Origin of the sequence: Pantoea jilinensis, from assembly GCF_019104105.1 — a bacterium.
GTDB classification, from domain to species: domain Bacteria; phylum Pseudomonadota; class Gammaproteobacteria; order Enterobacterales; family Enterobacteriaceae; genus Pantoea; species Pantoea eucalypti.
In genome coordinates this window covers 1,649,055-1,674,573 of the sequence record NZ_CP077746.1, presented here as the reverse complement: position 1 = coordinate 1,674,573, position 25,519 = coordinate 1,649,055, and the positions used below count along the sequence as shown (strand labels likewise).

20 protein-coding genes are annotated in these 25,519 nt (G+C 54.2%); 5 read left to right on the top strand and 15 right to left on the bottom strand.

What is annotated here, in order from left to right; all coding sequences use genetic code 11:
* Positions 1-182 precede the first annotated feature (182 nt).
* From efeB to KTJ90_RS07740, 5 genes are all read right to left on the bottom strand, one after another.
* Positions 183-1,460 (bottom strand): Dyp-type peroxidase, encoded by a 1,278-nt coding sequence (gene efeB / locus KTJ90_RS07760; protein ID WP_499026172.1) that lies wholly within the window; start codon positions 1,458-1,460, stop codon positions 183-185.
* A 2-nt stretch (positions 1,461-1,462) separates the two neighbouring features.
* Positions 1,463-2,578 (bottom strand): iron uptake system protein EfeO, encoded by a 1,116-nt coding sequence (efeO, locus tag KTJ90_RS07755; RefSeq protein ID WP_499026170.1) that lies wholly within the window; start codon positions 2,576-2,578, stop codon positions 1,463-1,465.
* A 55-nt stretch (positions 2,579-2,633) separates the two neighbouring features.
* Complete coding sequence (gene efeU / locus KTJ90_RS07750; protein ID WP_008925387.1) at positions 2,634-3,458, bottom strand: iron uptake transporter permease EfeU; 825 nt, start codon at positions 3,456-3,458, stop codon at positions 2,634-2,636.
* A gap of 190 nt (positions 3,459-3,648) precedes the next feature.
* Positions 3,649-5,133: a sodium/proline symporter PutP gene (gene putP / locus KTJ90_RS07745; RefSeq protein WP_033762713.1), complete on the bottom strand. Its 1,485-nt coding sequence runs from the start codon at positions 5,131-5,133 to the stop codon at positions 3,649-3,651.
* 15 nt (positions 5,134-5,148) lie between these two features.
* A complete protein-coding gene (locus tag KTJ90_RS07740) occupies positions 5,149-5,466 on the bottom strand; it encodes a hypothetical protein (RefSeq protein ID WP_476158591.1) in 318 nt (105 codons plus the stop codon).
* A gap of 116 nt (positions 5,467-5,582) precedes the next feature.
* Here KTJ90_RS07740 and putA point away from each other — a divergent pair, with 116 nt between their 5' ends.
* Positions 5,583-9,530 carry a trifunctional transcriptional regulator/proline dehydrogenase/L-glutamate gamma-semialdehyde dehydrogenase gene (putA, locus tag KTJ90_RS07735; protein WP_499026167.1) on the top strand — a complete coding sequence of 1,316 codons (3,948 nt, stop codon included), beginning with the start codon at positions 5,583-5,585 and terminating at the stop codon, positions 9,528-9,530.
* A gap of 1,371 nt (positions 9,531-10,901) precedes the next feature.
* Here putA and KTJ90_RS07730 read toward each other — a convergent pair.
* From KTJ90_RS07730 to KTJ90_RS07685, 10 genes are all read right to left on the bottom strand, one after another.
* The gene (locus KTJ90_RS07730; RefSeq protein WP_283543848.1) at positions 10,902-11,978 is read right to left on the bottom strand and encodes an acyltransferase family protein; all 1,077 of its coding nucleotides are present in this window, start codon (positions 11,976-11,978) and stop codon (positions 10,902-10,904) included.
* A 461-nt stretch (positions 11,979-12,439) separates the two neighbouring features.
* On the bottom strand, positions 12,440-13,192 hold the full coding sequence (gene tcyN, locus KTJ90_RS07725) for an L-cystine ABC transporter ATP-binding protein TcyN (protein WP_283543847.1): 753 nt from the start codon (positions 13,190-13,192) through the stop codon (positions 12,440-12,442).
* Positions 13,189-13,857, bottom strand: coding sequence for a cystine ABC transporter permease (tcyL, locus tag KTJ90_RS07720; RefSeq protein WP_003854540.1), 669 nt, complete (start codon positions 13,855-13,857; stop codon positions 13,189-13,191). Before tcyL ends, tcyN begins: the two co-directional genes overlap by 4 nt.
* The gene (gene tcyJ / locus KTJ90_RS07715; RefSeq protein WP_033743520.1) at positions 13,857-14,657 is read right to left on the bottom strand and encodes a cystine ABC transporter substrate-binding protein; all 801 of its coding nucleotides are present in this window, start codon (positions 14,655-14,657) and stop codon (positions 13,857-13,859) included. The genes tcyL and tcyJ overlap by 1 nt, the downstream gene beginning before the upstream one ends.
* A gap of 113 nt (positions 14,658-14,770) precedes the next feature.
* On the bottom strand, positions 14,771-15,757 hold the full coding sequence (locus KTJ90_RS07710; protein WP_039660002.1) for a D-cysteine desulfhydrase: 987 nt from the start codon (positions 15,755-15,757) through the stop codon (positions 14,771-14,773).
* A 216-nt stretch (positions 15,758-15,973) separates the two neighbouring features.
* Positions 15,974-16,477 (bottom strand): flagella biosynthesis regulatory protein FliZ, encoded by a 504-nt coding sequence (gene fliZ, locus KTJ90_RS07705; RefSeq protein WP_008926851.1) that lies wholly within the window; start codon positions 16,475-16,477, stop codon positions 15,974-15,976.
* A 50-nt stretch (positions 16,478-16,527) separates the two neighbouring features.
* The gene (locus KTJ90_RS07700) at positions 16,528-17,250 is read right to left on the bottom strand and encodes an RNA polymerase sigma factor FliA (RefSeq protein ID WP_003854529.1); all 723 of its coding nucleotides are present in this window, start codon (positions 17,248-17,250) and stop codon (positions 16,528-16,530) included.
* A 144-nt stretch (positions 17,251-17,394) separates the two neighbouring features.
* Complete coding sequence (locus KTJ90_RS07695) at positions 17,395-18,363, bottom strand: HNH endonuclease signature motif containing protein (protein WP_275769358.1); 969 nt, start codon at positions 18,361-18,363, stop codon at positions 17,395-17,397.
* A 311-nt stretch (positions 18,364-18,674) separates the two neighbouring features.
* The gene (fliB, locus tag KTJ90_RS07690; RefSeq protein WP_499026163.1) at positions 18,675-19,877 is read right to left on the bottom strand and encodes a flagellin lysine-N-methylase; all 1,203 of its coding nucleotides are present in this window, start codon (positions 19,875-19,877) and stop codon (positions 18,675-18,677) included.
* Between the two features lie 160 nt (positions 19,878-20,037).
* On the bottom strand, positions 20,038-21,327 hold the full coding sequence (locus KTJ90_RS07685; protein ID WP_499026161.1) for a FliC/FljB family flagellin: 1,290 nt from the start codon (positions 21,325-21,327) through the stop codon (positions 20,038-20,040).
* 336 nt (positions 21,328-21,663) lie between these two features.
* On the opposite strand from KTJ90_RS07685, the gene fliD reads away from it, so the two are divergent.
* From fliD to amyA, 4 genes are all read left to right on the top strand, one after another.
* Complete coding sequence (gene fliD / locus KTJ90_RS07680; RefSeq protein WP_499026159.1) at positions 21,664-23,082, top strand: flagellar filament capping protein FliD; 1,419 nt, start codon at positions 21,664-21,666, stop codon at positions 23,080-23,082.
* An 8-nt stretch (positions 23,083-23,090) separates the two neighbouring features.
* Complete coding sequence (gene fliS / locus KTJ90_RS07675; protein WP_090960064.1) at positions 23,091-23,498, top strand: flagellar export chaperone FliS; 408 nt, start codon at positions 23,091-23,093, stop codon at positions 23,496-23,498.
* Positions 23,498-23,863 (top strand): flagella biosynthesis regulatory protein FliT, encoded by a 366-nt coding sequence (gene fliT, locus KTJ90_RS07670; protein WP_039659989.1) that lies wholly within the window; start codon positions 23,498-23,500, stop codon positions 23,861-23,863. The genes fliS and fliT overlap by 1 nt, the downstream gene beginning before the upstream one ends.
* Positions 23,864-23,964: 101 nt before the next feature.
* On the top strand, positions 23,965-25,446 hold the full coding sequence (gene amyA, locus KTJ90_RS07665) for an alpha-amylase (protein WP_499026156.1): 1,482 nt from the start codon (positions 23,965-23,967) through the stop codon (positions 25,444-25,446).
* Positions 25,447-25,519: the final 73 nt, after the last annotated feature.

The following is a 25,519-nucleotide window of genomic DNA, read 5'->3' as shown; positions in this document are numbered from 1 at the left end:
GCTAATCGCGGGTAAGTATTTCTTTTAAGGCAAAATGTAAAATCTCTACATTTCAGTCAATTACCATATTTTATAAACACCCGACACCCGGTAAATCTCAGTAAAAACTTAGCCAATAATACCTGAAAGTGGTAAACCGCGGGCGGCATGAGACAGGCCCGCCCGCGCTGTTCAAAAATTAATCAAGTCTCCAGTAGCGACTGTCCTAAATAATGGCTGGCGTCGGCAACTCCGGGTAAAGCGAAAAAGTAACCACCGCCAAAAGGACGGATATATTCTTCCAGCGCTTCACCGTTGAGACGCTGCTGCACCGTGAGAAAACCACGCTCCAGATCGTGCTGGTAGCAGACGAACAATAATCCCATCTCAAGCTGCCCGGATGCAGAGATACCCGCAGAGTAGCTGTAGCCACGTCGCAGCATCAGGCTACTGGCGGTCTCAGGTGTGCGGGGGTTCGCAAGACGAATGTGCGCATCCAGTGCAATGACCTCACCATCCGGATCACGCGCGTAATCCGGCACGTCATGTTCATGCTGCATGCCCAGTGGCGCGCCGCTCAGCTTCTCGCGACCAAAGATAGTCTGCTGCTCACCCAGTGGGGTGCGGTCCCACATTTCAACGTGAAAGCGAATAAGTCGTACTGCCTGATAGCTGCCATTGCGCGCCCAGACAGGCTCATCCTGATCGGAGGTCACCCACAGCAACTGGTTCATAAGAGCAGGATTGTGCGTATCCGGGTTGGCGGTGCCATCTTTAAAACCCAGCAGATTGATCGGCGTCTCCTGCCCCTGACTACGTGCCGCGTGGTCCGAGATAAAACCTTCGCGTCGCCAGCGTACACCCAGCAGGTCAGGCGTATGCTTGATGATGTCACGCAGAGCATGAATCACCGTATCCTGCGTGTTAGCACAAATCTGCAGCAGCAGATCGCCATGACACTGACTGGCATCAAGCGAATCATTGGGGAAGCGCGTCATCGGCTGCAATTTTTTCGGCTTGTGAGGCGCTAAACCAAAGCGTTCATCAAACAGCGAATGGCCGACCGACACAGTAATTGTCAGATTATCAGGCGCGATAGTCGCCCCAAGAATGCCGGAATCCATTGGCGGCAGTTGCGGATTAGTCACCGCAGGTGCCGGCCCTCCCGTGGTGAGAAAGGCGATACGCTGGGTCAGTAGCTGGAACAGACGCTTCAGCTCCGCTTTATCACTACTGAGCAGATCAAATGCCACCAGCATCATCGATGCCTGCTGGGGCGTCGTGATGCCCGCCTGATGTGGACCGTAAAACGGCTGCGTCTGCTGTCGCGCCTGCGGCGTTACCGTACCCGGCGAAAAGCTGTCCGCAGCAGCGGCGTGGAACGGACAACCGCCGCCGATCGCCGCCGCGCCGCCCAGCAGACCCAAACCTTTCAGTAAACGACGACGCGCAGGCTGCGCGTCATCTTCCTTACGACTCATGATTAATCCAGACCCAAAGTGCCACGAAGTAACGAAAGATCTTCCGCCAGCGCGGTGATCGGTCCTTTCAGCGCGTTACGGTCGGCGCTGGTCAGTTTCTCATAGGATTCGAAACCGGTTTTGGTGCGGTACTTGCTCAGGATTGCATCGACTTTTTTGAAGTTAGCGTCAACCTTAGCCTGCAACTGCGGGTTCGCTTTGCTCACCATCGGGCGTAGCAGCTCAACAATTTTCTGCGCGCCATCAATGTTGGCCTGGAAGTCCCACAGGTCGGTACGACTGTAGCGATCTTCCTCACCGGAGATTTTGCTGGAGGCCACTTCTTCAATCAGACCGGCCGCGCCGCCAACCACTTTAGCTGGCGGGAAGGCCAGTTCACTGATGCGCACCTGCAAATCTTTCACATCTTTATTCAGCTTATCCGCGTAGTCCGCCATGCCTTTGGTGCTGTTATCCGCAAACAGGGCTTTTTCCAGACGGTGGAAACCGGTGAACTTAGGATCGGCTGCCTTCTTCTCGTAGTCATCTTCACGGGCATCAATGCTGCCGTCGAGATCGGAGAAAAGCTCAGCAATCGGCTCAATGCGCTCATAATACTGACGGGTCGGCGCAAACAGCATTTTGGCTTTTTCCACATCACCCGCTTTAACAGCATCAGTAAACGCCTGGGTGTTACTGACCAGCTGATTCACCTGATCCGTCACATACGCTTTATAGGCGGTGATCGGGCCTTCTAACTGCATACGCGCGGAAGTGGTGCTTTTCGCCGTGCCCTCGCCCGCCTCAACAATCAGCTTGCCTTTAGGATTGCTCAGCAGACCACAGGTCATCTCATATTCGCCTGCTTCCAGATTGGCGGTCAGCTTCTGACTGAAGCCTGGCGCGATGTTCTCACGCTCTTCAACCACCAGCACGCCTTTGAGGATTTCCCACTCCAGCGCTTTCTGGCTGTTGTTTTTGATCAGGAACTGAGTCTTGCCGGCCTTGACCGTTAAGCTCATCGGCTCACACTGCTTGTCGTTGACGCTAACGGTAACCTGAGGAACCGCTGCCGCGGCCGAAGCGGAGATCGCCAGCAGAGGAAGCAGCAGTGCCTTGCGGCGGAAACGCATTGTCATCTCGATATTCCCTGTTAAGTTGCCGGCGCGGCGGGCGCGCCTGTTAAATGTCTGATTACACCGTGGCCGACGCAGCAGGACGCGCAGGCATAAAGAACAAAATTAGCGCGGGGATCAGGTAGACGAAGTAAACGGTCACTTCACTCACGCTTGGGGCCTCCTGATATCCCAGAATCCCTTCCAGCAAGGTGCCGAACAGCGAATGGGTCGATAAAGTACTACTGAGGTCGAACGCCACATCCTGAAAGCGATTCCAGAGGCCTGCTTCGTGGAACGCACGAATTGCCCCCGCCGCCAGGCCCGCCGCAACAAATAAAATGAACACGCTGGTCCAGCGGAAAAAGTGCGCCATATTCAGGCGGATACCGCCCCAGTAGAGCAGCATGCCCAGCACCACCGCCGTTGCCAGCCCCAGCACCGCGCCAATCGGCGGCGCATAACCGACATCCTGAGTAAAGGCGGCCAGCAGGAAGAAGACAGACTCCAGCCCTTCACGTGCCACGGCCAGAAATACCATCAGCACCAGCGCCAGACCGCCACGGCCGGAGCGGTGCAGCGCCTGATCGACCGCCTGCTCAAGCTCAACCCGGATATTGCGTGCCACTTTGCGCATCCAGAACACCATTGAGGTGAGGATGACGACCGCAATCAGCGCCACAATACCTTCAAACAGCTCCTGCTCTTTTTGCGGGAATTCACCGGTGGTGGCATTGATGAACAGACCCAGGCCCAGACAGAGTGCAGCGGCGATAAACACGCCCGCCCACATCGCCGGGAACCATTGGGTGCGCTGGGTGCGTTTGAGATAGCTGGCTATCAGGCTGACTATCAGCGCGGCTTCAAGCCCTTCACGCAGCATGATGAGAAAAGGAACAAACATCGCCAACCTCTTGAATGTTAAGCAGCGTCAATAAATAGTAAAATCAGGTAAAGTGTAAACGATACCGATTATCATTATCGCTGCGAAAAAAACAAGTTACTGGTGGAGATAATTTCATCTTTGGGTGATTTATCTTTGTAACAAAAAGGCCCGCCCCTTCCGGGACAGGCCTTAAGGATTAACGCTTCGCTTATTTGGTCTGGAACTCTGCTTCTGCAGCGACAAAGCGCTGTTGCGCTTCTGCTGAAGGTTCACGTCCCATCAGGCTGAAGACCACGATCGCGATGCTGGCAAAGATGAAGCCTGGGATGATTTCATACAGTCCCAGCCAGCCATACTGTTTCCACACCAGCACGGTCAGCGCACCGATAATCATGCCCGCCAGCGCACCGTTGCGGTTCATGCGCTTCCAGCAGACGCCAAACAGCACGACCGGACCAAACGCAGCACCGAAGCCCGCCCAGGCGTAGCTCACCAGGCCCAGCACGCGGTTTTCCGGATTAGACGCCAGGGCAATGGCAATCAGTGCCACCAGCAGCACCATCAGACGCCCTACCCACACCAGCTCTTTCTGGCTGGCATTTTTACGCAGAAAACCTTTGTAGAGATCTTCAGTCAGGGCACTGGAGCAGACCAGCAGCTGACAGCTCAGCGTTGACATCACGGCGGCCAGAATCGCTGACAGCAGAATTCCCGCAATCCATGGGTTGAACAGAATACGCGCCAGCTCAATAAAGACGCGCTCAGCATTATCATTAACGCCCGTTGCCAGCGTCGGGTTGTTCTGGAAGTAGGCGATACCAAAGAAGCCCACCGCCACAGCGCCCGCCAGACAGAGCACCATCCACGTCATACCGATGCGACGTGCGGTACGGATTGAGCGATGTGAATCTGCCGCCATAAAACGCGCCAGGATATGCGGCTGCCCGAAGTAACCCAGACCCCAGCCAAGCAGCGAGATGACCGCCACGAAGTTCAGCCCCTTGAGCATGTCGAGATTTTCCAGGCTTTTCGCTTCAATCACTGCCATGGAATCAGACCAGCCGCCGACCGCGATAATCACAAACACCGGCGTCAGGATGAGCGCAAAAATCATCAGGCTTGCCTGGACGGTATCGGTCCAGCTTACCGCCAGGAACCCACCCACCAGCGTATAGAGGATAGTCGCCGCTGCACCCGCCCACAGAGCAGTCTCATAACTCATACCAAAGGTGCTTTCAAACAGACGCGCACCGGCCACCACGCCCGAGGCGCAATAGATAGTAAAGAACACCAGGATCACAAGAGCAGAAATGACACGCAGGATTTTACTGTGGTCTTCAAAGCGGCTGGTGAAGAAGTCCGGCAACGTCAGCGCGTTGTCATGATGCTCGGTCTGGACCCGCAGGCGACCCGCCACGATTTTCCAGTTCAGCCAGGCACCGATGGTCAGGCCAATCGCAATCCAGCTTTCAGAGATACCGGAGATGAAAATGGCACCGGGTAATCCCATCAGCAGCCAGCCGCTCATATCGGAGGCACCGGCAGAGAGTGCCGTGACCACGCTACCCAGGCTGCGGCCACCGAGGATGTAATCATCGAAGTTTTTGGTTGAGCGCCAGGCTATAAAACCAATCAACACCATCCCAAGAATATAAATCACAAAGGTCACCAGCATTGGTGTACTTACACTCATCTGTCTCTCCACTTATTATTTGATATCCAAGAGAAATCGCCAGCTACCCGCCAGCCGGAACGGGGCAAAGCGGGCCGATTTTTTCGTCAGGGCGTCAGTCATTTCCCAGCGGCGCGGTATCCTGCCGGAAAGGCGTGGCGCGCACAATGGATTTAACACAGGCGTTACAGTGATTTCACTAACCGTTTGTGAAAACGTGCTGATAGGTTGCACTCGCTCACAGTTATCCGGTTGCACCACGGAATTACCCGCCATAAAACCGCTTTTTATCAGGCTTGCCAACCTGGCGAGGATCTTGCAGCAATATCCATGCCGCTTTGAGAAATTTAACAATCGGCCTCATTTAAAGGGTGTTAACTGGCTCACATTTAACACGGTTGCACAAAGTTGCAACTTAAGTGATAGTGCAGCCAACGCCGTACCGAACCACTACAAGGAGCTCTGGAGTCATGGCTACAACCACCATGGGTGTAAAACTGGATGACGCAACACGTGAGCGCATCAAACTGGCTGCACAGCGGATTGATCGCACGCCACACTGGCTGATTAAACAGGCGATCTTTAACTACCTGGGCCAGCTTGAAAGCGGCGACGCCGTGCCGGAGATCCCGCTTTCTGCCCTGGCGGTCGCGGAGTCCGATGACACCCAGCCAGAGGAGTCGCACCAGCCGTTCCTTGACTTCGCAGAGCAGATTTTACCTCAGTCAGTGACCCGTTCAGCGGTGACCGCCGCCTGGCGTCGTCCGGAGACTGATGCAGTACCCATGATGCTGGAGCAGGCCCGCTTGCCGGCAGCGCTGGCAGAGAAAACCCATCAGCTGGCTTATCAGCTCGCCGACAAGCTGCGGCACCAGAAAGGGGCAACCGGACGCGCTGGCATGGTGCAAAGTCTGCTGCAGGAGTTCTCTCTCTCCTCACATGAAGGCGTAGCGCTGATGTGCCTGGCTGAAGCGCTGCTGCGTATTCCTGACAAGCCCACGCGCGATGCGCTGATTCGCGACAAAATCAGCAATGGCAACTGGCAGTCACATCTGGGACGCAGCTCCTCAATGTTTGTCAATGCAGCGACCTGGGGCCTGCTGTTTACCGGCCGCCTGGTTTCGACCCACAATGAGTCGAACCTCTCCAGCTCGCTTAACCGCATTATTGGTAAGGGTGGCGAGCCACTGATCCGCAAAGGCGTGGATATGGCGATGCGTCTGATGGGTGAGCAGTTCGTTACCGGTGAAACCATTGCCGAAGCGCTGGCTAACGCCCGCAAGCTGGAAGAGAAAGGTTTCCGCTACTCTTACGATATGCTGGGCGAAGCGGCACTTACTGCAGGCGATGCCAAAGCCTATCTGCTCTCTTATCAGCAGGCGATCCATGCCATTGGTAAAGCGTCGAATGGACGTGGCATTTATGAAGGACCCGGCATCTCCATCAAGCTCTCCGCACTGCATCCCCGCTACAGCCGCGCGCAGTATGAGCGGGTGATGGACGAGCTCTATCCTATTCTGAAATCACTGACGCTGCTGGCCCGCTCTTATGACATCGGCATCAATATCGATGCAGAAGAAGCCGATCGGCTGGAACTGTCACTCGATATGCTGGAAAAACTCTGTTTCGAGCCAGAGCTGGAAGGCTGGAACGGCATCGGGTTTGTGATTCAGGCCTACATGAAACGCTGTCCGTTTGTCATTGATGAGCTGATTGATCTGGCACAGCGCAGCCGCCGTCGCCTGATGATCCGTCTGGTGAAAGGCGCGTACTGGGACAGCGAAATCAAGCGCGCCCAGATGGAAGGCCTGGAGGGCTACCCGGTTTATACCCGCAAGGTTTACACCGATATCTCTTACCTGGCCTGTGCCCGCAAACTGCTGGCGGTGCCAAGCCTGATCTATCCGCAGTTCGCGACGCACAACGCGCACACTCTGGCGGCAATTTATCAACTGGCGGGCAATAACTACTATCCGGGCCAGTATGAGTTCCAGTGCCTGCACGGCATGGGCGAACCACTGTATGAGCAGGTGGTCGGCAAAGTGGCGGACGGCAAGCTTAATCGTCCCTGCCGTATCTATGCGCCGGTGGGCACCCATGAAACCCTGCTGGCCTATCTGGTTCGTCGTTTGTTAGAAAACGGGGCCAACACCTCCTTTGTTAACCGTATTGCTGATACCTCGCTGCCGATCGATGAGCTGGTAGCCGATCCGGTGACTGCCGTCGAGAAACTGGGTGCCAGCGAAGGCGCCATTGGCCTGCCGCATCCGAAGATCCCTCTGCCGCGCGAACTGTATGGCGATAACCGCGTTAACTCTTCGGGTCTGGATATGGCCAACGAACATCGTCTTGCCTCACTGTCCAGCGCCCTGCTGAGCAGCGCCGCACAGCCCTGTCTGGCCGAGCCGATTATTGAGGGTGAAGCGGGTGCTGGCGAGTTGCGCGATATCCTTAACCCGGCCGCACCGGGCGACCGTGTTGGTCAGGTTCGCGAAGCTACTGAGCAGGAGGTCTCTGTGGCACTGGATGCCGCCGTGAACAGCGGACCGATCTGGTTTGCCACGCCACCGCAGGAGCGTGCTGCGATTCTGGAACGCGCTGCACAGCAGATGGAAGGCCAGATGCAACAGCTGATTGGTATCCTGGTGCGTGAAGCGGGCAAGACTTATAACAACGCTATCGCGGAAGTCCGTGAAGCCGTTGATTTCCTCTATTACTACGCCGGTATGGTGCGGGACGATTTCGACAACGAAACGCATCGTCCACTTGGCCCGGTGGTCTGTATCAGTCCGTGGAACTTCCCGCTGGCGATTTTCACGGGTCAGATTGCAGCTGCACTGGCAGCTGGCAACAGCGTGCTGGCAAAACCGGCTGAGCAAACCCCACTGATTGCCGCGCAGGCAGTTCAGATCCTGCTGGATGCGGGTGTGCCGCCAGGCGTGCTGCAACTGCTGCCAGGCCAGGGCGAAACGGTCGGTGCACAGCTGACCGGAGACGATCGGATTCGCGGCGTGATGTTTACCGGCTCGACTGCCGTGGCAACCCTGCTGCAGCGCAATCTTGCCGGTCGCCTTGATCAACATGGTCGTCCGGTGCCGCTGATTGCGGAAACCGGCGGGATGAACGCGATGATCGTCGACTCTTCCGCGCTGACTGAGCAGGTGGTGATCGATATCGTCGCCTCGGCCTTCGACAGTGCCGGACAGCGCTGCTCTGCCCTGCGTCTGCTCTGTATTCAGGAAGATGTCGCCGACCATACGCTGAAGATGCTGCGTGGCGCGATGGCGGAGTGCCGCATGGGCAATCCGGAACGCTTCTCAACCGATATCGGTCCGGTGATTGATGCCGAAGCCAAAGCCAATATCGACCGTCATATTCAGGCGATGCGTAACAAGGGCTTCACGGTGTATCAGGCGGTGCAGGATAACCCGCAGGACAGCAAAGAGTGGAATAGCGGCACCTTTGTGAAACCGACGCTGATTGAGCTGAATCAGGTTAGCGATCTGGATAAAGAGATTTTTGGGCCGGTGCTGCACGTCGTGCGCTTTACCCGCAACAACCTGCCGCAGCTGGTTAATCAGATCAACGCCTCCGGCTATGGCCTGACGCTGGGCGTGCATACGCGCATCGACGAAACCATCGCGCAGGTGACGGCGAACGCCCGGGTCGGGAACCTTTACGTTAACCGCAACATGGTCGGCGCCGTGGTCGGCGTTCAGCCGTTTGGCGGTGAAGGCTTATCCGGAACCGGTCCGAAAGCGGGTGGCCCACTCTATCTTTATCGCTTGCTGGCCCATCGCCCGGATAGCGCACTGCGTCTGACCTTTGATCGTCAGGATGCCGAGCGCCCGGCGGACAGCACGCTCCGTCACTCTTTGCTGGCACCGCATCAGGCACTCAGCAACTGGGCTAAAGATAAGCCTGAGCTGGCTGAACTCTGCCGGCACTATGGCGAGCTGGCCCAGGCGGGCGTGGTCCGCCTGTTGCCTGGCCCGACCGGCGAACGTAACACTTTCTCGCTGTTGCCGCGTGACCAGGTGATCTGTCTGGCTGACAACGAGCAGGATGCGTTAGTCCAGCTGGCTGCGGTCACCAGCGTTGGCAGTAAAGCGTTGTGGCCGGATGATGAGCTGCATCGCACCCTGCGAGCCTCATTGCCTGACGCCGTGAAGGCACGCATCACGCTGGCGCGTGACCCGTTAGCGTCGGAGTTTGATGCGGTGATCTATCACGGCGATGCCGATCAGCTGCGCACCCTGTGCGAACAAATTGCGGCGCGCGACGGCGCGATTGTCTCGGTGCAGGGCTTTGCCCGCGGCGAGACCAATCTGCTGCTGGAACGTCTGCTGATTGAGCGTTCGCTGAGTGTGAATACTGCCGCGGCGGGCGGTAATGCGAGTCTGATGACGATTGGGTAGCGCTGAAGCTTAAGGGGGGGTTCGCTTCGCGAAGGGGCTTGGGTGCACACAGGTGCTGGGGGGTTCGCTGCGCGAACGAGCTATGAGAAGGTTTCGTTCGCCTGGTGAGCTGGCCAGTTTCAGTTACGCCTCTGCAGGCGACCAACAAGGGGGCGCCAGTCGCCGCGCCCCCTTGACCCCGGGCTCCGGCCTGCTTCACCGCCGCTTCGCGGTTCCTTCGCTTCTTCCGGATTTCTTACGGACCGGCGGGACGCGCCATCCCTGGCGCGAACCCGCCTCTTCGCGGCATCCCTGCCGCTCGTCCTGAAATCCCTCATCCGCTCAGCGGCTCTGACGGCCTCCCTTCCCCGCTTTTATCTCTTCTTTTTGTGTTGGGTACGTCGTCGCTGTAAGTCCGGAGGATTATCTGTGTCTCTCTGCCGGGCAGGAAGAATGGCCTTCCACCCTATCTACTTTTTATCTCTTCTTTTTGTGTTGGGTACGTCGTCCCTGTAAGTCCGGAGGGTTATCTGCGGCTCTCTGCCGGGCAGGAAGAGTGGCCTTTCACACCATCCTCTGTTGGCTCTTCTTTTTAATGTTGATGCATTGCCGCTGATAGCTTTCAAAATTAGCTTTGGCTTTCAAATTACCAGACAACGCTACGTCCGATAAAAACCAGGATATTAAAGGCGGGGGTTTACCTGAGGCATCCGAAGCGCTGAGGAGCAACCGGAGGCAAGGATGAGCCGACAGGACGTCGGCGAAAGGACGGAACGCGCCAGGGAAGGCGCGTCCGGACGGTCCGCGGGCCGCAGGGCGTGACGAGGGTACCCCGCAACGCGGGCCGCGCAGGCTGCCGGACGCCGGGATTGTTAAGGGGCGGGCGTACGCCCCTTAACGCGTCCGCCTGCACGGGCAACCTGAAACTTCCCACCGCCTGGCGGGCGTAACCCGCTCAGTGTCAGCCCGCTGCAAAGCGAAACCAGCCAGCCCCTTCCCCCCCCTTTCAGCGGCCTTAATCCCCGAACCGGGCAAAAATCCCACCGGCAGGGGTTTACCAGAGGCATCCGAAGCGCTGAGGAATAACCGGAGGCAAGGAGGAGCCGACAGGACGTCGGCGAAAGGACGGAACGCGCCAGGGATGGCGCGTCCGGACGGTCCGCAGGCCAAAGGGCGTGACGAAGGCACCCCGCAACGCGGGGCGCGCAGGCTGCCGGACGCCGGGATTGTTAAGGGGCGGGCGTACGCCCCTTAACGCGTCCGCCTGAACGGGCAACCTGAAACTCCCCACCGCCTGGCGGGCGTAACCCGCTCAGTGTCAGCCCGCTGCAAAGCGTACCCTGCCCGCTTCCAGGTGGAAGCTACCGCGCAGCCCGCTGCAAGGCGCAAACCTCACCCCCTGCCATGCGCCCGCTTAACCAGTGTCGGAAATACAAACAGCGACTGCCCCACGCCGCGATTGGTCAGCGACCAGATAGCCACTGAGCAGAGCGAACACAGACCGACTATCGCCACCGGATAGAAGCAAGCCCAGAGAAACGAAAACCACGCCTGCTCAAACAGATGATGACGCTGCGCGAAAAGAATCGCAGACATACCAAAGAACTCGATGAAGATACGATGGATAACGTAAATCTGCAGTGTATTGCGGCCAACCCAGTTGAGATAGCGCATGCTGAAATGCTGATTCAGCCAGCGGCACGCGGCAATACTGAACAACACAGCCAGTACGCACAGGAACAGACTCTTATCCAGACCGAAAATCACATGAATCCCCGCGACCGCTGCCAGTAGCGCCCAGGGCATCAGATTCTCGCGCCGCCACTCACTCAGGCGCAGCATGGTCTGACTCCAGAACGCACCTAACAGGAAGAACAGGAAATATTGGGCCAGACTCTGGGGACCCCAGAACGGAATCACTTTTTCCACCGCGAGGTAATTCAGCAGGATCGCCACCAATACCAGGGCCAGCTTATATTGACGGAAAACTTTGGCACAGAGGAAATAGAGCCCCAGCCCATACAAATACCATGACGTACTCATGGCCATAAAGGTCAGTTTCAGGAACTCGAATAGTGAACCCGCATAGGCGGCATTGAGATTCTGGGAAATGCGCTGGCCGGTAATTTCAGTAGAGATGCCTATGATAGACCACCACTGAATAAAGCCCCATAGAATATAGAGATAAAAGAGATTGGTGATACGACTGGTAAACACCTGTTCCCAGGGCCGGTTAATAATGCCATTCGTCGCCAGCAATCCTGAAACAAAGAAAAAGGCAGGCATACGCAGCGGCGACAATACCGTATTAAACTGTATCCATATTTCGGCAGGAATCCATCCGGCAGTGAGATATTTCATGGTTCCTTCAAAGCCGGGTAAAACCGTGTGGTACAGGACCACCAGCAATATGCAGGCGCCCTTAAGGGTATCTACCCATAATATCTGATCTGACTTCGTCTGGCTCATTAATAACTCCTGCTGTGTAGGTCAGAATGCTGGAATGTAAAAGCGAGGAAAGCAGTTTTGCTTTTATGGTTATCCAGCGATTATTCGCCAATGAGCCGAAGTTGAATGTAGCGAAACTCTTAAAATCCGCAGAGTGGCCCTGCTGCTACAGTTATTTACCTGACTGAACGTTTCCTTACACTTATTAATTGGCGCAGCGATACGCTTATTACCGCCGCTCCACTCAGGAAAAAAGATAATATTGCCTGATGATCGCTAAAATATAAATAAGAGAAAGTGGCAACAGTAAAAGCCATTTAATATCCGATGAAAAGAAAAGATTTGTCAGATGTGCCAAAAGGTTTAACGGCTAAATAAATAGTTGTGGTACTGCGCCGCACACTCAGGAAAAAGCAGTCCATTGCTGCGTTAAAACAGGCGTACGGGAGGGCTAAAACTGCCTTCCGGAGAAGGCAGTAGAATTACTGATTAAGGAATTTATCGAGGAACTGACGGGTTCGCGGCTGCTGAGGGTTAATGAACAACGCTTTCGCGTCGCCCTGCTCGACAATACGTCCCTGATCCATAAAAATGGCGCGGTCCGCAACGTCGCGGGCAAAACTCATCTCATGCGTGACGATAACCATGGTACGTTTCTCCTCGGCCAGGGCACGAATGGTGCTGAGCACTTCGCCTACCAGCTCCGGGTCCAGCGCAGAGGTCGGCTCGTCGAACAGAATGACTTCCGGCCGCATCGCCAGTGCACGCGCAATTGCCACGCGCTGCTGCTGTCCTCCTGACAGACGGCGCGGATAGCTCTCCTCCTTACCATTCAGCCCGACCTTCTCCAGCAGAGTGCGGGCACGGGCTATTGCATCCGCTTTCGGCTCGCCTTTAACGATGACCGGCCCTTCAATAATGTTCTCCATCACCGAACGGTGCGGAAACAGATTGAAGTTCTGGAAGACAAAGCCGACCTGCTGACGCAAACGACGCACCTGCTCTTTCTGCTTGCTCTGCGCCAGCGCGGCATCCACAGTAATCTCCCCAACACGAATCGTGCCGCTATCCGGTACTTCCAGCAGATTAATACTGCGCAGCAGCGTGGTTTTACCTGAGCCGCTGGGACCGATAATCGCCACCACTTCACCAGCGGCAACATCAAGGTCGATGTCGTGGAGCACCGTCTGGCCGTTAAACGATTTCACCAGCTTTCTGACTTCAATGGCGCTCATTTCGACTCCGAATCCTGACGATTAACATGCTGTTCCAGCCGGTTCTGCAACGCAGACAACACCGTTGCCATCACCCAGTAGATTAGCGAGGCCGCCAGATACATGGTGAAGACTTCCAGCGTGCGTGAGGTGATCAACTGCGCCTGACGGAACAGTTCCGGCACCTGAATGGTCGCTGCCAGCGAGGTATCTTTCACCAGACTGATAAAGCTGTTGCCCAGCGGTGGCAACGCGGTGCGCGCGGCCTGCGGCAGAATGACCCGGCGCAGCGTTTGCCAGCGCGTCATGCCGATACTGGCCGCCGCTTCCCACTGACCGCGTTCAATCGATGAAATCGCGCCGCGCAGTGACTCTGAGGCGTAAGCGGCGGTATTCAGGGAAAGACCAATCATCGCAGAGGGGATCGGATCCAGTTCAATGCCAAACTGCGGCAGGCCGTAATAGATCATAAAAAGCTGGGCGATTAACGGCGTGCCACGGAAAATCGAGACATAGATCCGCGCCAGCCAGCGAACCGGCCAGAAGCGTGACAGACGCATCAGCGCCAGAATAAAGCCCAGCAGCAGACCAAAGAACATCCCGCCGATGCTGAGCTGCAGCGTAAACAGCGCGCCCTTTAATAAAAAAGGTGCTGAATCCAGCACCAGTTGAAGACTTTCCTGCATTATTTCGTCACATCCGCGCCAAACCATTTCTGAGACAGCTTGCTCAGCGAGCCATCTTTCTGCATATCAGCAATAGCCTGGTTGACCGCTTTCAGCAGATCGTCGTTACCTTTACGCATCGCCACGCCCGATTCCTGACGGGAGAACGCATCGCCCGCGACGGCCATGGTGTCACCGGTTTTCTTCACCAGATCCAGCGCGGCCAGACGGTCAACCAGAATCGCATTCAGACGGCCAGAACGCAGATCCTGATATTTGGTCGGGTCATCATCATAGGTACGGATGTCCACGCCCTTCACATTCTCGCGCAGCCACTGCTCGTAGTTGGTGCCCAGACCCACGCCCACTTTCTTACCGGCCAGATCAGCCGGTTTAGTGATAGTGCTGGCGTTGGCTTTCATGGTCAGTGCCTGAATACCGGAGACTGTGTATGGCGTAGAGAAGTCATACTTCTTCTTGCGCTCATCAGAGATAGTGACCTGGTTGATCACCACATCAATGCGCTTCGCGTCGAGTGACGCCAGCATGCCATCCCACTTGGTGGGTTTAAGGCTCGCTTTGACGCCCATGTGCTGCGCCAGCTGTTCCGCGAATTCCACTTCAAAACCGGTCAGCTTGCCCTTTTCATCCTGAAAGCTGAATGGCGGATAAGTGCCTTCCAGCCCCACCAGCAGCGTGCCGCGCTCTTTAATTTTGTTCAGCAGGTTTTCCGCTGCAAAGGTTTTAACGTTGACGCCTGCAATCAGCGCCACAGCCATAACGCCCATCACCATCTGACGACCTGCACGAGAAAAGGACATATTCACCCCATTATTGACAGTATTGTGTGTGTGTTCTTATAAGGGCAGCACCGCGTATCGCTGCCTGTTCAAAATGATAACGCACGGAGTATAAACTGTTTTATTCGCTTGTCTCAGACTGAAGGATGATAAGCAAATAACGCCGGTGCCCCGCCCGTATGAATAAACAGCAACGGACCTTCACGGCGGAAACGATTCTGGCTGATGCCATCCAGCAGTCCGGCCATCGCCTTGCCGGTATAAACCGGATCCAGCAGTATCCCTTCCAGCTGCGCCAGCAGTTTTACCGCCGCCATGCCTTCATCATTCGGCTCGCCGTAGCGTGGCGCAAAATAGTCATCCCACAGGGTGATCGGTGCCTTAACCTGTACTTCCAGCTTCTCTGCCAGCGACTGACGCAGCCGCTCAACCAGCGGCAGCTGCGCGTCAACTTGACGTGAAACGGTGACGCCCACCAGCTCGGTTTCCGGCAGCAGATGCTCCAGTCCTACCGCCAGTCCGGCATGGGTGCCAGCACTACCGGAAGCAACGATCACGGCGGCGAAATCAACCACGCCTTCGCTCTGATGCGCGATCTCCTGTGCACACTCCACATAGCCTAGTGCACCCAGCGCATTTGAGCCGCCGACCGGCACGATGTAAGGACGAAAGCCCTGCGCTTCCAGCCGGGTTGCCTCTTCAGCCAGCTGTTCGGTGGGATTGTGCAGCGCATCCACCATGATCACTTCAGCATCCATCAGATCCAGTAACAGACGGTTGCCGTTGCTCAGGTAGTTTTCAGCGTGTGTACCGATCGGGTTTTCCAGCAGCGCTACGCACTTCAGGCCAAGCCGGGCAGCGACTGCCGCCGTCTGACGCACATGGTTGGACTGAATAGCGCCCGCAGTCAGTAACACATCGGCACCTTCACGCAGGGCATCGGCCGCCAGAAATTCCAGCTTGCGCAGCTTGTTGCCACCCATCGCGACAGGCGTGAAGTCATCGCGTTTGATGAAAATATCGCGCCCCAGATAATCAGAAAGCCGTGGCAGATGTTCTAACGGCGTCGGTGCGCCCAGCAGTTCAAGACGAGGAAATTGGTGTAACAAATGCAAAGACAATGCGGCCTCCGTTTGGGCACGGGAATTATCCTTACAGTGTTGCAGAAGATGCGAAAAGGATCACCCTATTCAGGTGTCAGCAGATGCGGTGTGACGGAAGTGCAGGGAAAAAACCAGGAGGAAGAAGCGCCGTGCTCCCCCGCCCCTTTTTCCCGGCTGGTGGGAAAAGAGGATTGTGCCACAGGCACGCGGGGGAGCAATCGGTGCAGATCAGGCTTACGCCTGCTGCCAGCCTAAGAACTGATCGTACTTGCGCAGCGCAATGCGGTAATTGTTATTACCGGCATCGGGCAGATCGCTTTCCAGACACTGATGCCAGCTATTTCCTTTAAGCTTTTCGGCCGGGAAATTTTTGGCTTTCAGCATCTCATCCAGTCGACGGAGACGCACCACATACTCACGAATCGTGCTCGGGCTCATCTCTGTCTGTTCAAACAGGTACTGTTTAAACGCCATAATGTCGAAGTAATTAGGATGGGTATTGCAAAAAATATCACTACAAAAACGACAAAGCGCGGTCAGCTCGGGCTGAAGTTTCAGCCACAGCTGTTCATCAATCATCTGGTCCATCCGAGCGATGGCCTCTTTATTGATGATCTGGCCACGAAAAACGAGCGCCATTCGATCTAATACTTTGCCACAGTGTGAACAATTGCTCTGGCTGTGTTTATAGTCTTTAAGATAACGACTTAACGGTCTGGCTTTGGTCTTGGCTCCCATTACTGAGTCCCCGGTTTCTTATAATTTTGAATCGCCAGGAACTGATACTGCTAGCGCGCTCCCGCAAGTCGGGCCCGCAGGCGTTTAATCGCCTGACTGTGCAGCTGGCTGACACGGGATTCACCCACATCAAGCACCGCACCAATCTCTTTCAGGTTCAGTTCTTCCTGGTAGTACAGTGTCAGCACCATCTTTTCACGATCGGGTAACGCTTCGATCGCTTCAATGACGCGCTCACGCAGACTCCCTTCAAGCAACTGGTGAAGTGGATTGGCTTCTTCATGGCCTTCCGTCACCAGCTCCGCGCTGTCGCCGTGCTCTTCCCGATACTCGTCGTAGGAGAAAAGTTGACTGTTGTTGGTGTCCAGCAGGATCTGCCGGTACTCCTCCATTGAAACGTTCAGCTGCTGCGCGACTTCCTGCTCGGAAGCAGAACGCCCCAGCGACTGTTCAACTCTGTGCATTGCGCCAGCCACCTCACGTGCGTTACGACGCACGCTGCGTGGTGCCCAGTCCCGACTGCGAAGCTCATCGAGCATTGCGCCACGAATACGCTGCACGGCGTAGGTGGTAAAGGCTGTACCCTGAAGCGCGTCGTAGCGCTCTACGGCATTTAACAGCCCTATCCCACCTGCCTGCAGCAAGTCGTCAAGCTCAACGCTTGCCGGCAGGCGAACCTGCAGACGCAACGCTTCATGACGCACCAGCGGCACGTAGCGCTGCCAGAGCGAATGCTTGTCCATCACGCCTTCGGCGGTATAGAAATCGTTCACGTTGACTACCCTGCGTTAATGAAGTTATCGGCATGATTATGCAATTCTGTAGCGTTTTCGATTGACTGAATAGGCGGGGTAAAACGAGGCTATTTCATTTTTGTTAAGTCAGGGTGCATATCGTTCTGCACCCATCAATAGAAATTAACGACGGGCGCGAAGCCGTTGCCGCGTGGCGGGTGGTACGGCGGCCCACAGGCTACAGACGCGACCATCCAGCTCCTGATACCAGGGCGCGATATGCTGCCGCGCCTCCTCGCCAGGGTGCACCTGAATCTCTCCCGACTCACCATTTATACTAATCAGTCGGTTAATAAATAATCGCTGTAAATCGCTGCGTAAAAAGAGGCCATTATCGATGCTGTTATCGGCCAGGATACCGTCATCGCCTTCCTGTGTGTCGATATGGCAGGCTTCCACCCACGGCCAGTTATGGCGTTCGGTCAGCTCGGTTCCGGTCATCACACAGGCGCCGTAGCGTGCTTTGACACCGGCGCTGAATTCCGCCTGACTGGCACGCTGCAGCACCCGCGCTTTAACCCGACGCCCTACCTCCGTTCCGGGCATCACCGCCGCAGGAACTTTGTGCTGCGGCGTACTCAGCACTACGATGAACTGAATGCGCTGCGACTGCGGAAAACAGGGATCGGCCTGGGGACTGAAGAGCTGCCAGTAAGCGTCATCATCATCCTGATGCATCAGCACCAGTTTATAGCCGCGACTGTTCAGCAGGTTTTGTGCCGTGGCGGATTGCGGATCGATCATCGCGAAAACCTGGCTGCTGCCCATCACTTTCCACAGGTTTTCGCGCTTCTCGTTCTCGCTGCGACGGAAATAGAGGAAAGAGAGATTCTGCTTCAGGTAGTGCTCAAAGCGACGCAGGTAATTTTTTCGCTCGTTGTCATGTGAGATGAACAGCAGGTCCTCCAGCGGACTGTTACTCTCTTCCTGCGCGAACACCGCACGAATCTTCAGCGTACGCAGGCCCGTTGAGGGACTGAGCAATGCGCGGGCTGTCAGCTCTTTCTCATCAGGATATTGCAAAGCATAACGCCGGGCGATTTCGTCGAAGGTCAGCCGCTCGCCCGGTAACAGGTCATAATTGAAGCGCATAGACACTCCACAAAGTGAAAATCATTAATGATGTTGTTCTGTAGAGAGTTATCGGCAGGCGTGGGGGGAACTGTAACGGGGTTGAGTGGTTTTAAGGATAAGAGAAAGCGGGCCTGCACCATTGTGGTCAGGGTCTGAACAAAGGACGTTTTGCTAACGAGAGCGAATGCCCTGATCGCGTGCGAGTGCCCTGGTGTGCCGGTTTGACAATAACCCGGCACGCCAGCAGTCACGCTTTAGATATCAGCAGAGGCAAGCCCATGGAAAGAAACATCGGGTTCCTGCACACGCTTTAATGAAGGTACAAACGGTTATTTCAGCAAATAAATCAGCGACAGATCGTCATTGACCTTAACTTTGTTAATCTCGGCTACAAACGCTATCACCGACTCTGGATTATGCTTTGTTATCGAGTGGAAGCTGTAGATGATATTGATAATATCCTCCTCATCAATGGTTCCGACTAATTCAACACTCGCGGCTATCAGTGATTTAAGCAGGAACCATTCTGCCGTCAGAAGATACAAACTCAGTAATGGGCTGCCGGTTTCGTCATTAGGAAAAAATTCATCATAAATTCGGTACTGAATATAGTTGTTCATTATCCATGGGCGCTCAGCAAGCCATGGCATAACCTGCTTCTGCCAGACGTTCTCCAGCCGAATCATTGACTGACTGACGTCATCAGTTTTAGCCCCTTCAGTCTGAATATAAATCAGCTTATTAAGGTAATGATACAGCATAGGAAAAGCACGTTTGTCTGTCATTCTGCCGAACCATGTTTGTAATCTTAACAGTAAAGACCATTGCAGGTTATGGTCCGACTTTACCTGATCAAGCTGCTGTCTGATATGGCCCTGAGTCAGACTATCTAGCACGGCAGAAAAATTGTGTTCCATCTGTTCAAGCCAATCTTTGTCAGGGCTGATCCTATCAGCACCCAGCAGAAAACTCGTCAGCGCGTAGAATCCTTCATCTAGCTTTGATGCACTGATTTTAACAATATTCAGACACATCAGATTCAGCAGCTTCTTTTGCTGATCAAGATTTTTCGCTTTAAAGGTTTCAGCCTGAGGCTTAATTGTCTCCTCAAATAACATCGCATCAGGTGAAGATAACAATTGTCGGGCCGCCTCAGGACAGGAAATCATCAGGGTCTTTTGCTGTTCAGTTTTAAAAATCCGGGACTTTCTGGGATAGGTGGCGCAGGTATTGCTCAGCGCGGAGACGCCCAGTTTGGCGTGTACTTTGCACAAACTGGATTCATCCATAAACGCACAGTTGCCTGATGCAGTCAGCTTTATCAAGCCCCAACTGGCATAGCTTTTTCGGGTGACATCAATATTTTCAATGGCCAGAGTTTTAATTTCAATCTGCGAAGATTTCAGATAGCGATTGACCGTGGGCTTGTCCAGATGGATATTCCAGCCTTTGCAGCAGTGATCGCGACATTCACTGCCAATACATTGAAAAGCGCTGACAAACTGCGGTTCCACAACAGTAATATTTTTCATTTTTACCTGCTCAACCAGGGTGCTAAAAGCCATGAGGGTGAGTGTCAGGATAAATAAAAGAACAGAAATTGATTGGCAGAGAAAAGATTAAAAACCAGGCTAATCGTACGCATAAAAAAAACCCCGCCGAGGCGGGGTTTTGAATTTGAGTCGAAGGCGATTAGCCCTGCAGCAGAGACAGAACCTGCTGTGGAACCTGGTTCGCTTTAGACAATACTGAGTTACCAGCCTGCTGCACGATCTGTGCTTTAGACATGTTGGAAACTTCAGTTGCGTAGTCAGCATCCTGAATACGAGACTGTGCTGCAGACAGGTTAGTGGTGGTGTTGTTCAGGTTAGTTACCGCTGAGTTCAGACGGTTCTGTACCGCACCCAAGCTTGAACGGAAGCTATCAACAGTCGCGATTGCTTTGTCAAGCAGTGCCAGCGGATCAGCAGTTGCGCTACCGGTAAATGATGCTGCATTAGTATCACTTGCAATATCATTAATGTTAGACGCGACATCAAGGTTGGTCTTGTTGGTGCCGTCACCGTTGTTAATAGCGGTTGCGTTAGTAGTATAGTCTTTACCTTGAACTGTTACGTAACCAACTGGTGCGCCAGCTTTATCGGAGCCAACTTTAACAAATTGATCAGCCATAGTACCAGCCGTTACACCATTTTTAGAATCGGTGTAAGATACGTCGGTGGTGTTCAGTTTTACTGCGCCAGTACCATCATCAACAGAAACCGCATAGTTGTCGCTACCTGAAGAAACAACATAAGTAGTTGTTGCTGCACCAGCTGGAGTCTGAACATTTTTCAGTGACAGTGAGCTTGCATCTACTTTCAGAGCATTGGCAACCGCTGACAGGTCAACAGCTTTCAGAGCACCGCTTGCGCCAACCTGAGTGATTGCATCGCTGGTTTTCAGTGCGTTTTTAGAGACGCCGAAACCTGACAGGCCCAGAGTAGAAGAGTCAATCTTCTTCAGGTCGATGTTGATGGTTTCGCCGTCGTTTGCGCCAACCTGAATTTTCATTGCGCCGTCTTTAGCCAGCACGTTCACGCCGTTGAACTGAGTCTGACCCGATACGCGGTCGATTTCGCTCAGACGGGATTTGATTTCGTCCTGGATTGAACCGAGGTCAGAATCAGAGTTGGTGCCGTTCTGAGCCTGTACAGTCAGTTCACGAACACGCTGTAAGTTGTTGTTGATTTCTGACAGCGCGCCTTCAGTGGTCTGCGCAGCAGAGATACCGTCGTTGGCGTTACGAGCAGCCTGAGTCAGGCCCTTGATGTTAGAGGTGAAACGGTTGGCAATTGCCTGACCAGCAGCGTCATCTTTCGCGCTGTTGATACGTAAACCAGAAGACAGACGCTCCATTGAAGTAGACAGAGCTGACTGGTTCTTGTTGATGTTGTTCTGAGTGATCAGCGAGAGGCTGTTGGTATTAATGACTTGGGCCATGATGAATTTTCCTGTTAATCAAGTCTTTCGGTTAAGGTGTGGGCTTCAACCCGCCGGCTTCAGCGCCGTCAAAGTTGTTATCGTCTGCCGTTTAACAACCTTTAGAATTTTTTTAGTACCAGGCGAATTTTTCTGCTTCAACCTGTCACGTTTTAAGTTATCGCCACCCGTCCGAACTTCTTTAGACTTAATTCATTAATTTTCTAGCCGCTGAATTACCCTTCTCTATAGTGCTTATTTACCTCATTACCCTAAGGCAGATAACCTTAAACTTTCCTTATTCAAGGCCGATAACCCAGGTATCAATTTCTCTGTCGACCTTATAAAGGAATTAACATGGCCAGTATAAGCAACCTTGGTGTGGGCTCCGGCCTGCCACTTAGTACCATGCTTGACAGTTTGACCACCGCTGAAAAAGCGTCACTGACACCGATTTCAAAACAGCAAACGGCTTATACGGCCAAGTTAAGTGCTTATGCATCGCTGAAAAGCTCACTGACGACGTTCCAGACCGCCAACACTAAGCTGAACAGTGCGGATTTGTTTACCTCTACTACTGCGGTCAGCAGCTCCACGGCATTCAGCGCGACCACGTCTGGAACCACGGTGCCCGGCAAATATGCGATTAACGTGACGCAGCTGGCCCAGGCGCAGGTCCTGACCTCTGCGGTGCAAAGCAGCAACACTGCTGCACTGGGCGACAGCTCTGTGGCCAGCCGCAGCATCGCGATTACCTTAAAAGATGGTTCAAGCAAAAGCGTGACCCTCTCCAGCGATCAAACCTCGCTAACCGGTATGCGTGACGCCATCAACGGCGCCAATGCTGGCGTCACTGCCACCATTATTAAGGTGTCAGACGGCAGCTTCCGTCTCTCCATGAATGCCAATAAAACTGGCAGTGACAATGCGGTGGCGACGATTGCTGTCACTGGTGACAGCACGCTACAGGGGATCGTGGGTTTTGACGCCTCTGCCAGCAGCAATCCGCTGACGCAGAGCGTTGCGGCGCAGAATGCCCAGCTGACGGTTAACAACGTGGCAATTGAGAACAGCAGCAACCAGATCAGTGATGCGCTGGAAGGCATTACCTTAAATCTGACCGCGACGACGGTTGGCGATCAGTCGCTGACGATCACCAAAGATACCTCAAAAGCTTCCAGCGCAATCAGCGGCTGGGTAAGTGCTTACAATACGTTGCTGGATCAGTTCAACACCCTGACCAAGTACACCAAGGTGGATACCAATACGGATTCTCAGGATGCCAGCAATGGTGCCCTGATTGGTGACAGCACGTTACGGACGATTGAGACGCAGCTGAAAACTATGCTGACCAATGCGCAAAGCTCTTCTTCATTCAAATCGCTGGGGCAGATTGGAGTCACCACCGATCCTAAAACCGGATCATTGTTAATTGATACGACGAAGGTTAACGCAGCGCTGGATAAAGATGCCGCAGGTGTAAAAGAGATGATCGTGGGTGACGGTAAAACCACCGGTATTACCACCAAAATCGCAACCAACATCACGGGCTGGTTATCGACCAAAGGGATTGTTCAGGCGGCTACCGATGGCGTCAGTAAGACACTGAATAATTTAACCGCCCTCTATAACACCACCAGCGATCGTATTGATGCGGATATCGCCCGTTATAAAACACAGTTTACTCAGCTTGATCTGGCCATCAGTAAACTCAACTCGACCAGTACGTATCTGACACAGCAGTTCGATACGTCAAGTTCTTCAAGTAAATCCTAGGAGTGACCATGTACAGCGCTACAGGCACCAAAGCCTATGCAAAAATTGGCGTCGAAAGCGCCGTGATGAGCGCCACCCAGCAGCAGCTGGTGATGATGCTGTTCGACGGTGCACTGAGCGCGTTAATCCGCGCACGCTTGTTTATGCAGGATGGCAATATTGAAGGCAAAGGCAGCTCGATCTCCAAAGCGATCAATATCATCGAAGCAGGCCTGAAAGAGGGCCTGCTTGAAAACAGTGGTGATGAACTGGCAGACAATCTGCTGGATCTTTACAACTACATGACCCGTCGCCTGCTGCATGCCAACCTGCATAATGATGTTGCAGCGGTCGAGGAGGTCGAAGGCCTGCTGCGCAATATTGCGGACGCGTGGAAAGAAGTAGTTCAATCTCACCTGATTCAGGACGCCGTTTAATGACCACTGCACCGCATCTGATTACCGTTTACCAACAGTTACTCGATCTCAGCCAGGGAATGCTGCGTCATGCAGTACAGGGCGAATGGGATGAATTGATCAGCAGGGAGATGGAGTATGTCAGTGCGGTGCAGAACTTAGCCCAATCGACAGAAGCTGTGTCGCCTTCATCGCAGACGCAGGAGCAGTTACGCCCGGTGCTGCGTCGTATACTGGATAACGAAAGCGAAGTAAAACGTCTGCTGCAGGCGCGGATGGATGAGCTGGCCTCGCTGGTAGGTCAGAACACCCGTCAGAAATCGGTCATGTCTGCCTACAGTAGTCAGGGCGGCTTAGTCATGGTGCCGCGCGAAACGCTCTCCTGATCCCCTTCTCTGCTACGCCGCCAGATTTATTTCTCTGCGCGGCGTCTCTTTTCTGCCGCTTACTCCATACTTGATTCTCATCATCCCCTGGAGTGTGGTACATGCAAAACCCAACGTTATTACAGTTTTTCCATTGGTATTACCCGGATGGCAGCAAACTGTGGCCTGAGGTCGCCGATCGTGCAGCCTGGCTCAGCGAAATTGGAATCAGTATGGTGTGGTTACCACCCTGCTACAAAGGGGGTTCAGGCGGCTATTCAGTCGGTTACGACAGTTACGATTTGTTCGACCTCGGGGAATTTGATCAAAAAGGCGGTGTTGCCACCAAATATGGCGACAAAACGCAATTACTGGCGGCAGCAGAAGCCCTGCGCAGCCACAACGTTGGGGTACTGCTGGATGTGGTGCTGAACCACAAAATGGGTGCTGATGAGAAAGAGGCGATCAGTGTTAACCGCGTCAACCCGGATAACCGTGATGAAATCTACGAAGAGGTTGTCGAGTGCGAAGCCTGGACGAAATTCACCTTTCCGGCCCGTGCCGGGGAATATTCTAAGTTTGTCTGGGATCACAAGTGCTTTAGCGGTGTAGACCACATTGAGAATCCGGACGAAAACGGCGTGTTTAAAATCATCAATGACTATACCGCCGAAGGCTGGAACGATCAGGTCGATAACGAACTGGGTAACTTCGACTATCTGATGGGTGCCAACATCGATTTCCGTAACAATGCGGTCCGGGAAGAGCTGAAGTACTGGGCGCGCTGGGTGATGGAACAGGTCCCCTGCACTGGCTTTCGTCTGGACGCGGTCAAACATATTCCGGCCTGGTTCTACAAAGAGTGGATCGAGCATATTCAGGAGGTTGCTGAAGAGCCGATGTTTATCGTCGCGGAATACTGGTCATTTGAAACCGAGAAACTGCAGGAGTATGTGCATCAGGTGGAAGGTAAAACCATGCTGTTTGATGCCCCACTGCATATGAACTTCCATCAGGCTTCCACCGCGGGCAGCGCCTATGACATGAGCCAGATTTTTGCTAATTCGCTGGTCGTGGCTGATCCCTGGCATGCCGTGACGATCGTCGCCAACCACGACACCCAGCCGCTGCAGTCTCTGGAAGCGCCGGTTGAAGCCTGGTTTAAGCCACTGGCTTATGCGCTGATCCTGCTGCGTGAACAAGGTGTGCCCACCATTTTTTATCCTGATCTGTTCGGGGCAACCTACGAAGATGAAGGCGGCGACGGTGAGACGCACAAAATAGAGATGCCGGTGGTCCCTGAACTGGAAGGGTTAATCCGGGCGCGTCAGCAATATGGCTGGGGCGTTCAGACCGACTATTTTGATCATCCTAACTGCGTGGCATTCAGCCGCAGCGGCACCGAAACGCAGCAAGGCTGTGTGGTGATCATGTCGAATGGCGATGCAGGTGAGAAAAGCGTGCCGATGGGTGAAGGTTTTGCCGGTAAGGTCTGGCGGGATTATCTGGGTAACCGTGAAGAGACGATTACCGCCGACGAGCATGGCACAGCAGTCTTTGCCTGTAACGGTGGCAGCGTCAGCGTCTGGGTCATCGCAGAATAAGTTAGCAGCAAAATAAGGGATGCAGTAAAAACGAAAACCGCCCCGGCAGACAAGTGCGTGAACGGCACTCAAC

Excerpts from the sequence above, each read along its gene's own strand:
- efeB (WP_499026172.1), bottom strand. The coding sequence starts at position 1,460 with ATGAGTCGTAAGGAAGATGACGCGCAGCCTGCGCGTCGTCGTTTACTG.
- efeO (WP_499026170.1), bottom strand. The coding sequence starts at position 2,578 with ATGACAATGCGTTTCCGCCGCAAGGCACTGCTGCTTCCTCTGCTGGCG.
- efeU (WP_008925387.1), bottom strand. The coding sequence starts at position 3,458 with ATGTTTGTTCCTTTTCTCATCATGCTGCGTGAAGGGCTTGAAGCCGCG.
- putP (WP_033762713.1), bottom strand. The coding sequence starts at position 5,133 with ATGAGTGTAAGTACACCAATGCTGGTGACCTTTGTGATTTATATTCTT.
- putA (WP_499026167.1), top strand. The coding sequence starts at position 5,583 with ATGGCTACAACCACCATGGGTGTAAAACTGGATGACGCAACACGTGAG.
- KTJ90_RS07730 (WP_283543848.1), bottom strand. The coding sequence starts at position 11,978 with ATGAGCCAGACGAAGTCAGATCAGATATTATGGGTAGATACCCTTAAG.
- tcyN (WP_283543847.1), bottom strand. The coding sequence starts at position 13,192 with ATGAGCGCCATTGAAGTCAGAAAGCTGGTGAAATCGTTTAACGGCCAG.
- tcyL (WP_003854540.1), bottom strand. The coding sequence starts at position 13,857 with ATGCAGGAAAGTCTTCAACTGGTGCTGGATTCAGCACCTTTTTTATTA.
- tcyJ (WP_033743520.1), bottom strand. The coding sequence starts at position 14,657 with ATGTCCTTTTCTCGTGCAGGTCGTCAGATGGTGATGGGCGTTATGGCT.
- fliZ (WP_008926851.1), bottom strand. The coding sequence starts at position 16,477 with ATGGGAGCCAAGACCAAAGCCAGACCGTTAAGTCGTTATCTTAAAGAC.
- KTJ90_RS07695 (WP_275769358.1), bottom strand. The coding sequence starts at position 18,363 with ATGCGCTTCAATTATGACCTGTTACCGGGCGAGCGGCTGACCTTCGAC.
- fliB (WP_499026163.1), bottom strand. The coding sequence starts at position 19,877 with ATGAAAAATATTACTGTTGTGGAACCGCAGTTTGTCAGCGCTTTTCAA.
- KTJ90_RS07685 (WP_499026161.1), bottom strand. The coding sequence starts at position 21,327 with ATGGCCCAAGTCATTAATACCAACAGCCTCTCGCTGATCACTCAGAAC.
- fliD (WP_499026159.1), top strand. The coding sequence starts at position 21,664 with ATGGCCAGTATAAGCAACCTTGGTGTGGGCTCCGGCCTGCCACTTAGT.
- fliS (WP_090960064.1), top strand. The coding sequence starts at position 23,091 with ATGTACAGCGCTACAGGCACCAAAGCCTATGCAAAAATTGGCGTCGAA.
- fliT (WP_039659989.1), top strand. The coding sequence starts at position 23,498 with ATGACCACTGCACCGCATCTGATTACCGTTTACCAACAGTTACTCGAT.
- amyA (WP_499026156.1), top strand. The coding sequence starts at position 23,965 with ATGCAAAACCCAACGTTATTACAGTTTTTCCATTGGTATTACCCGGAT.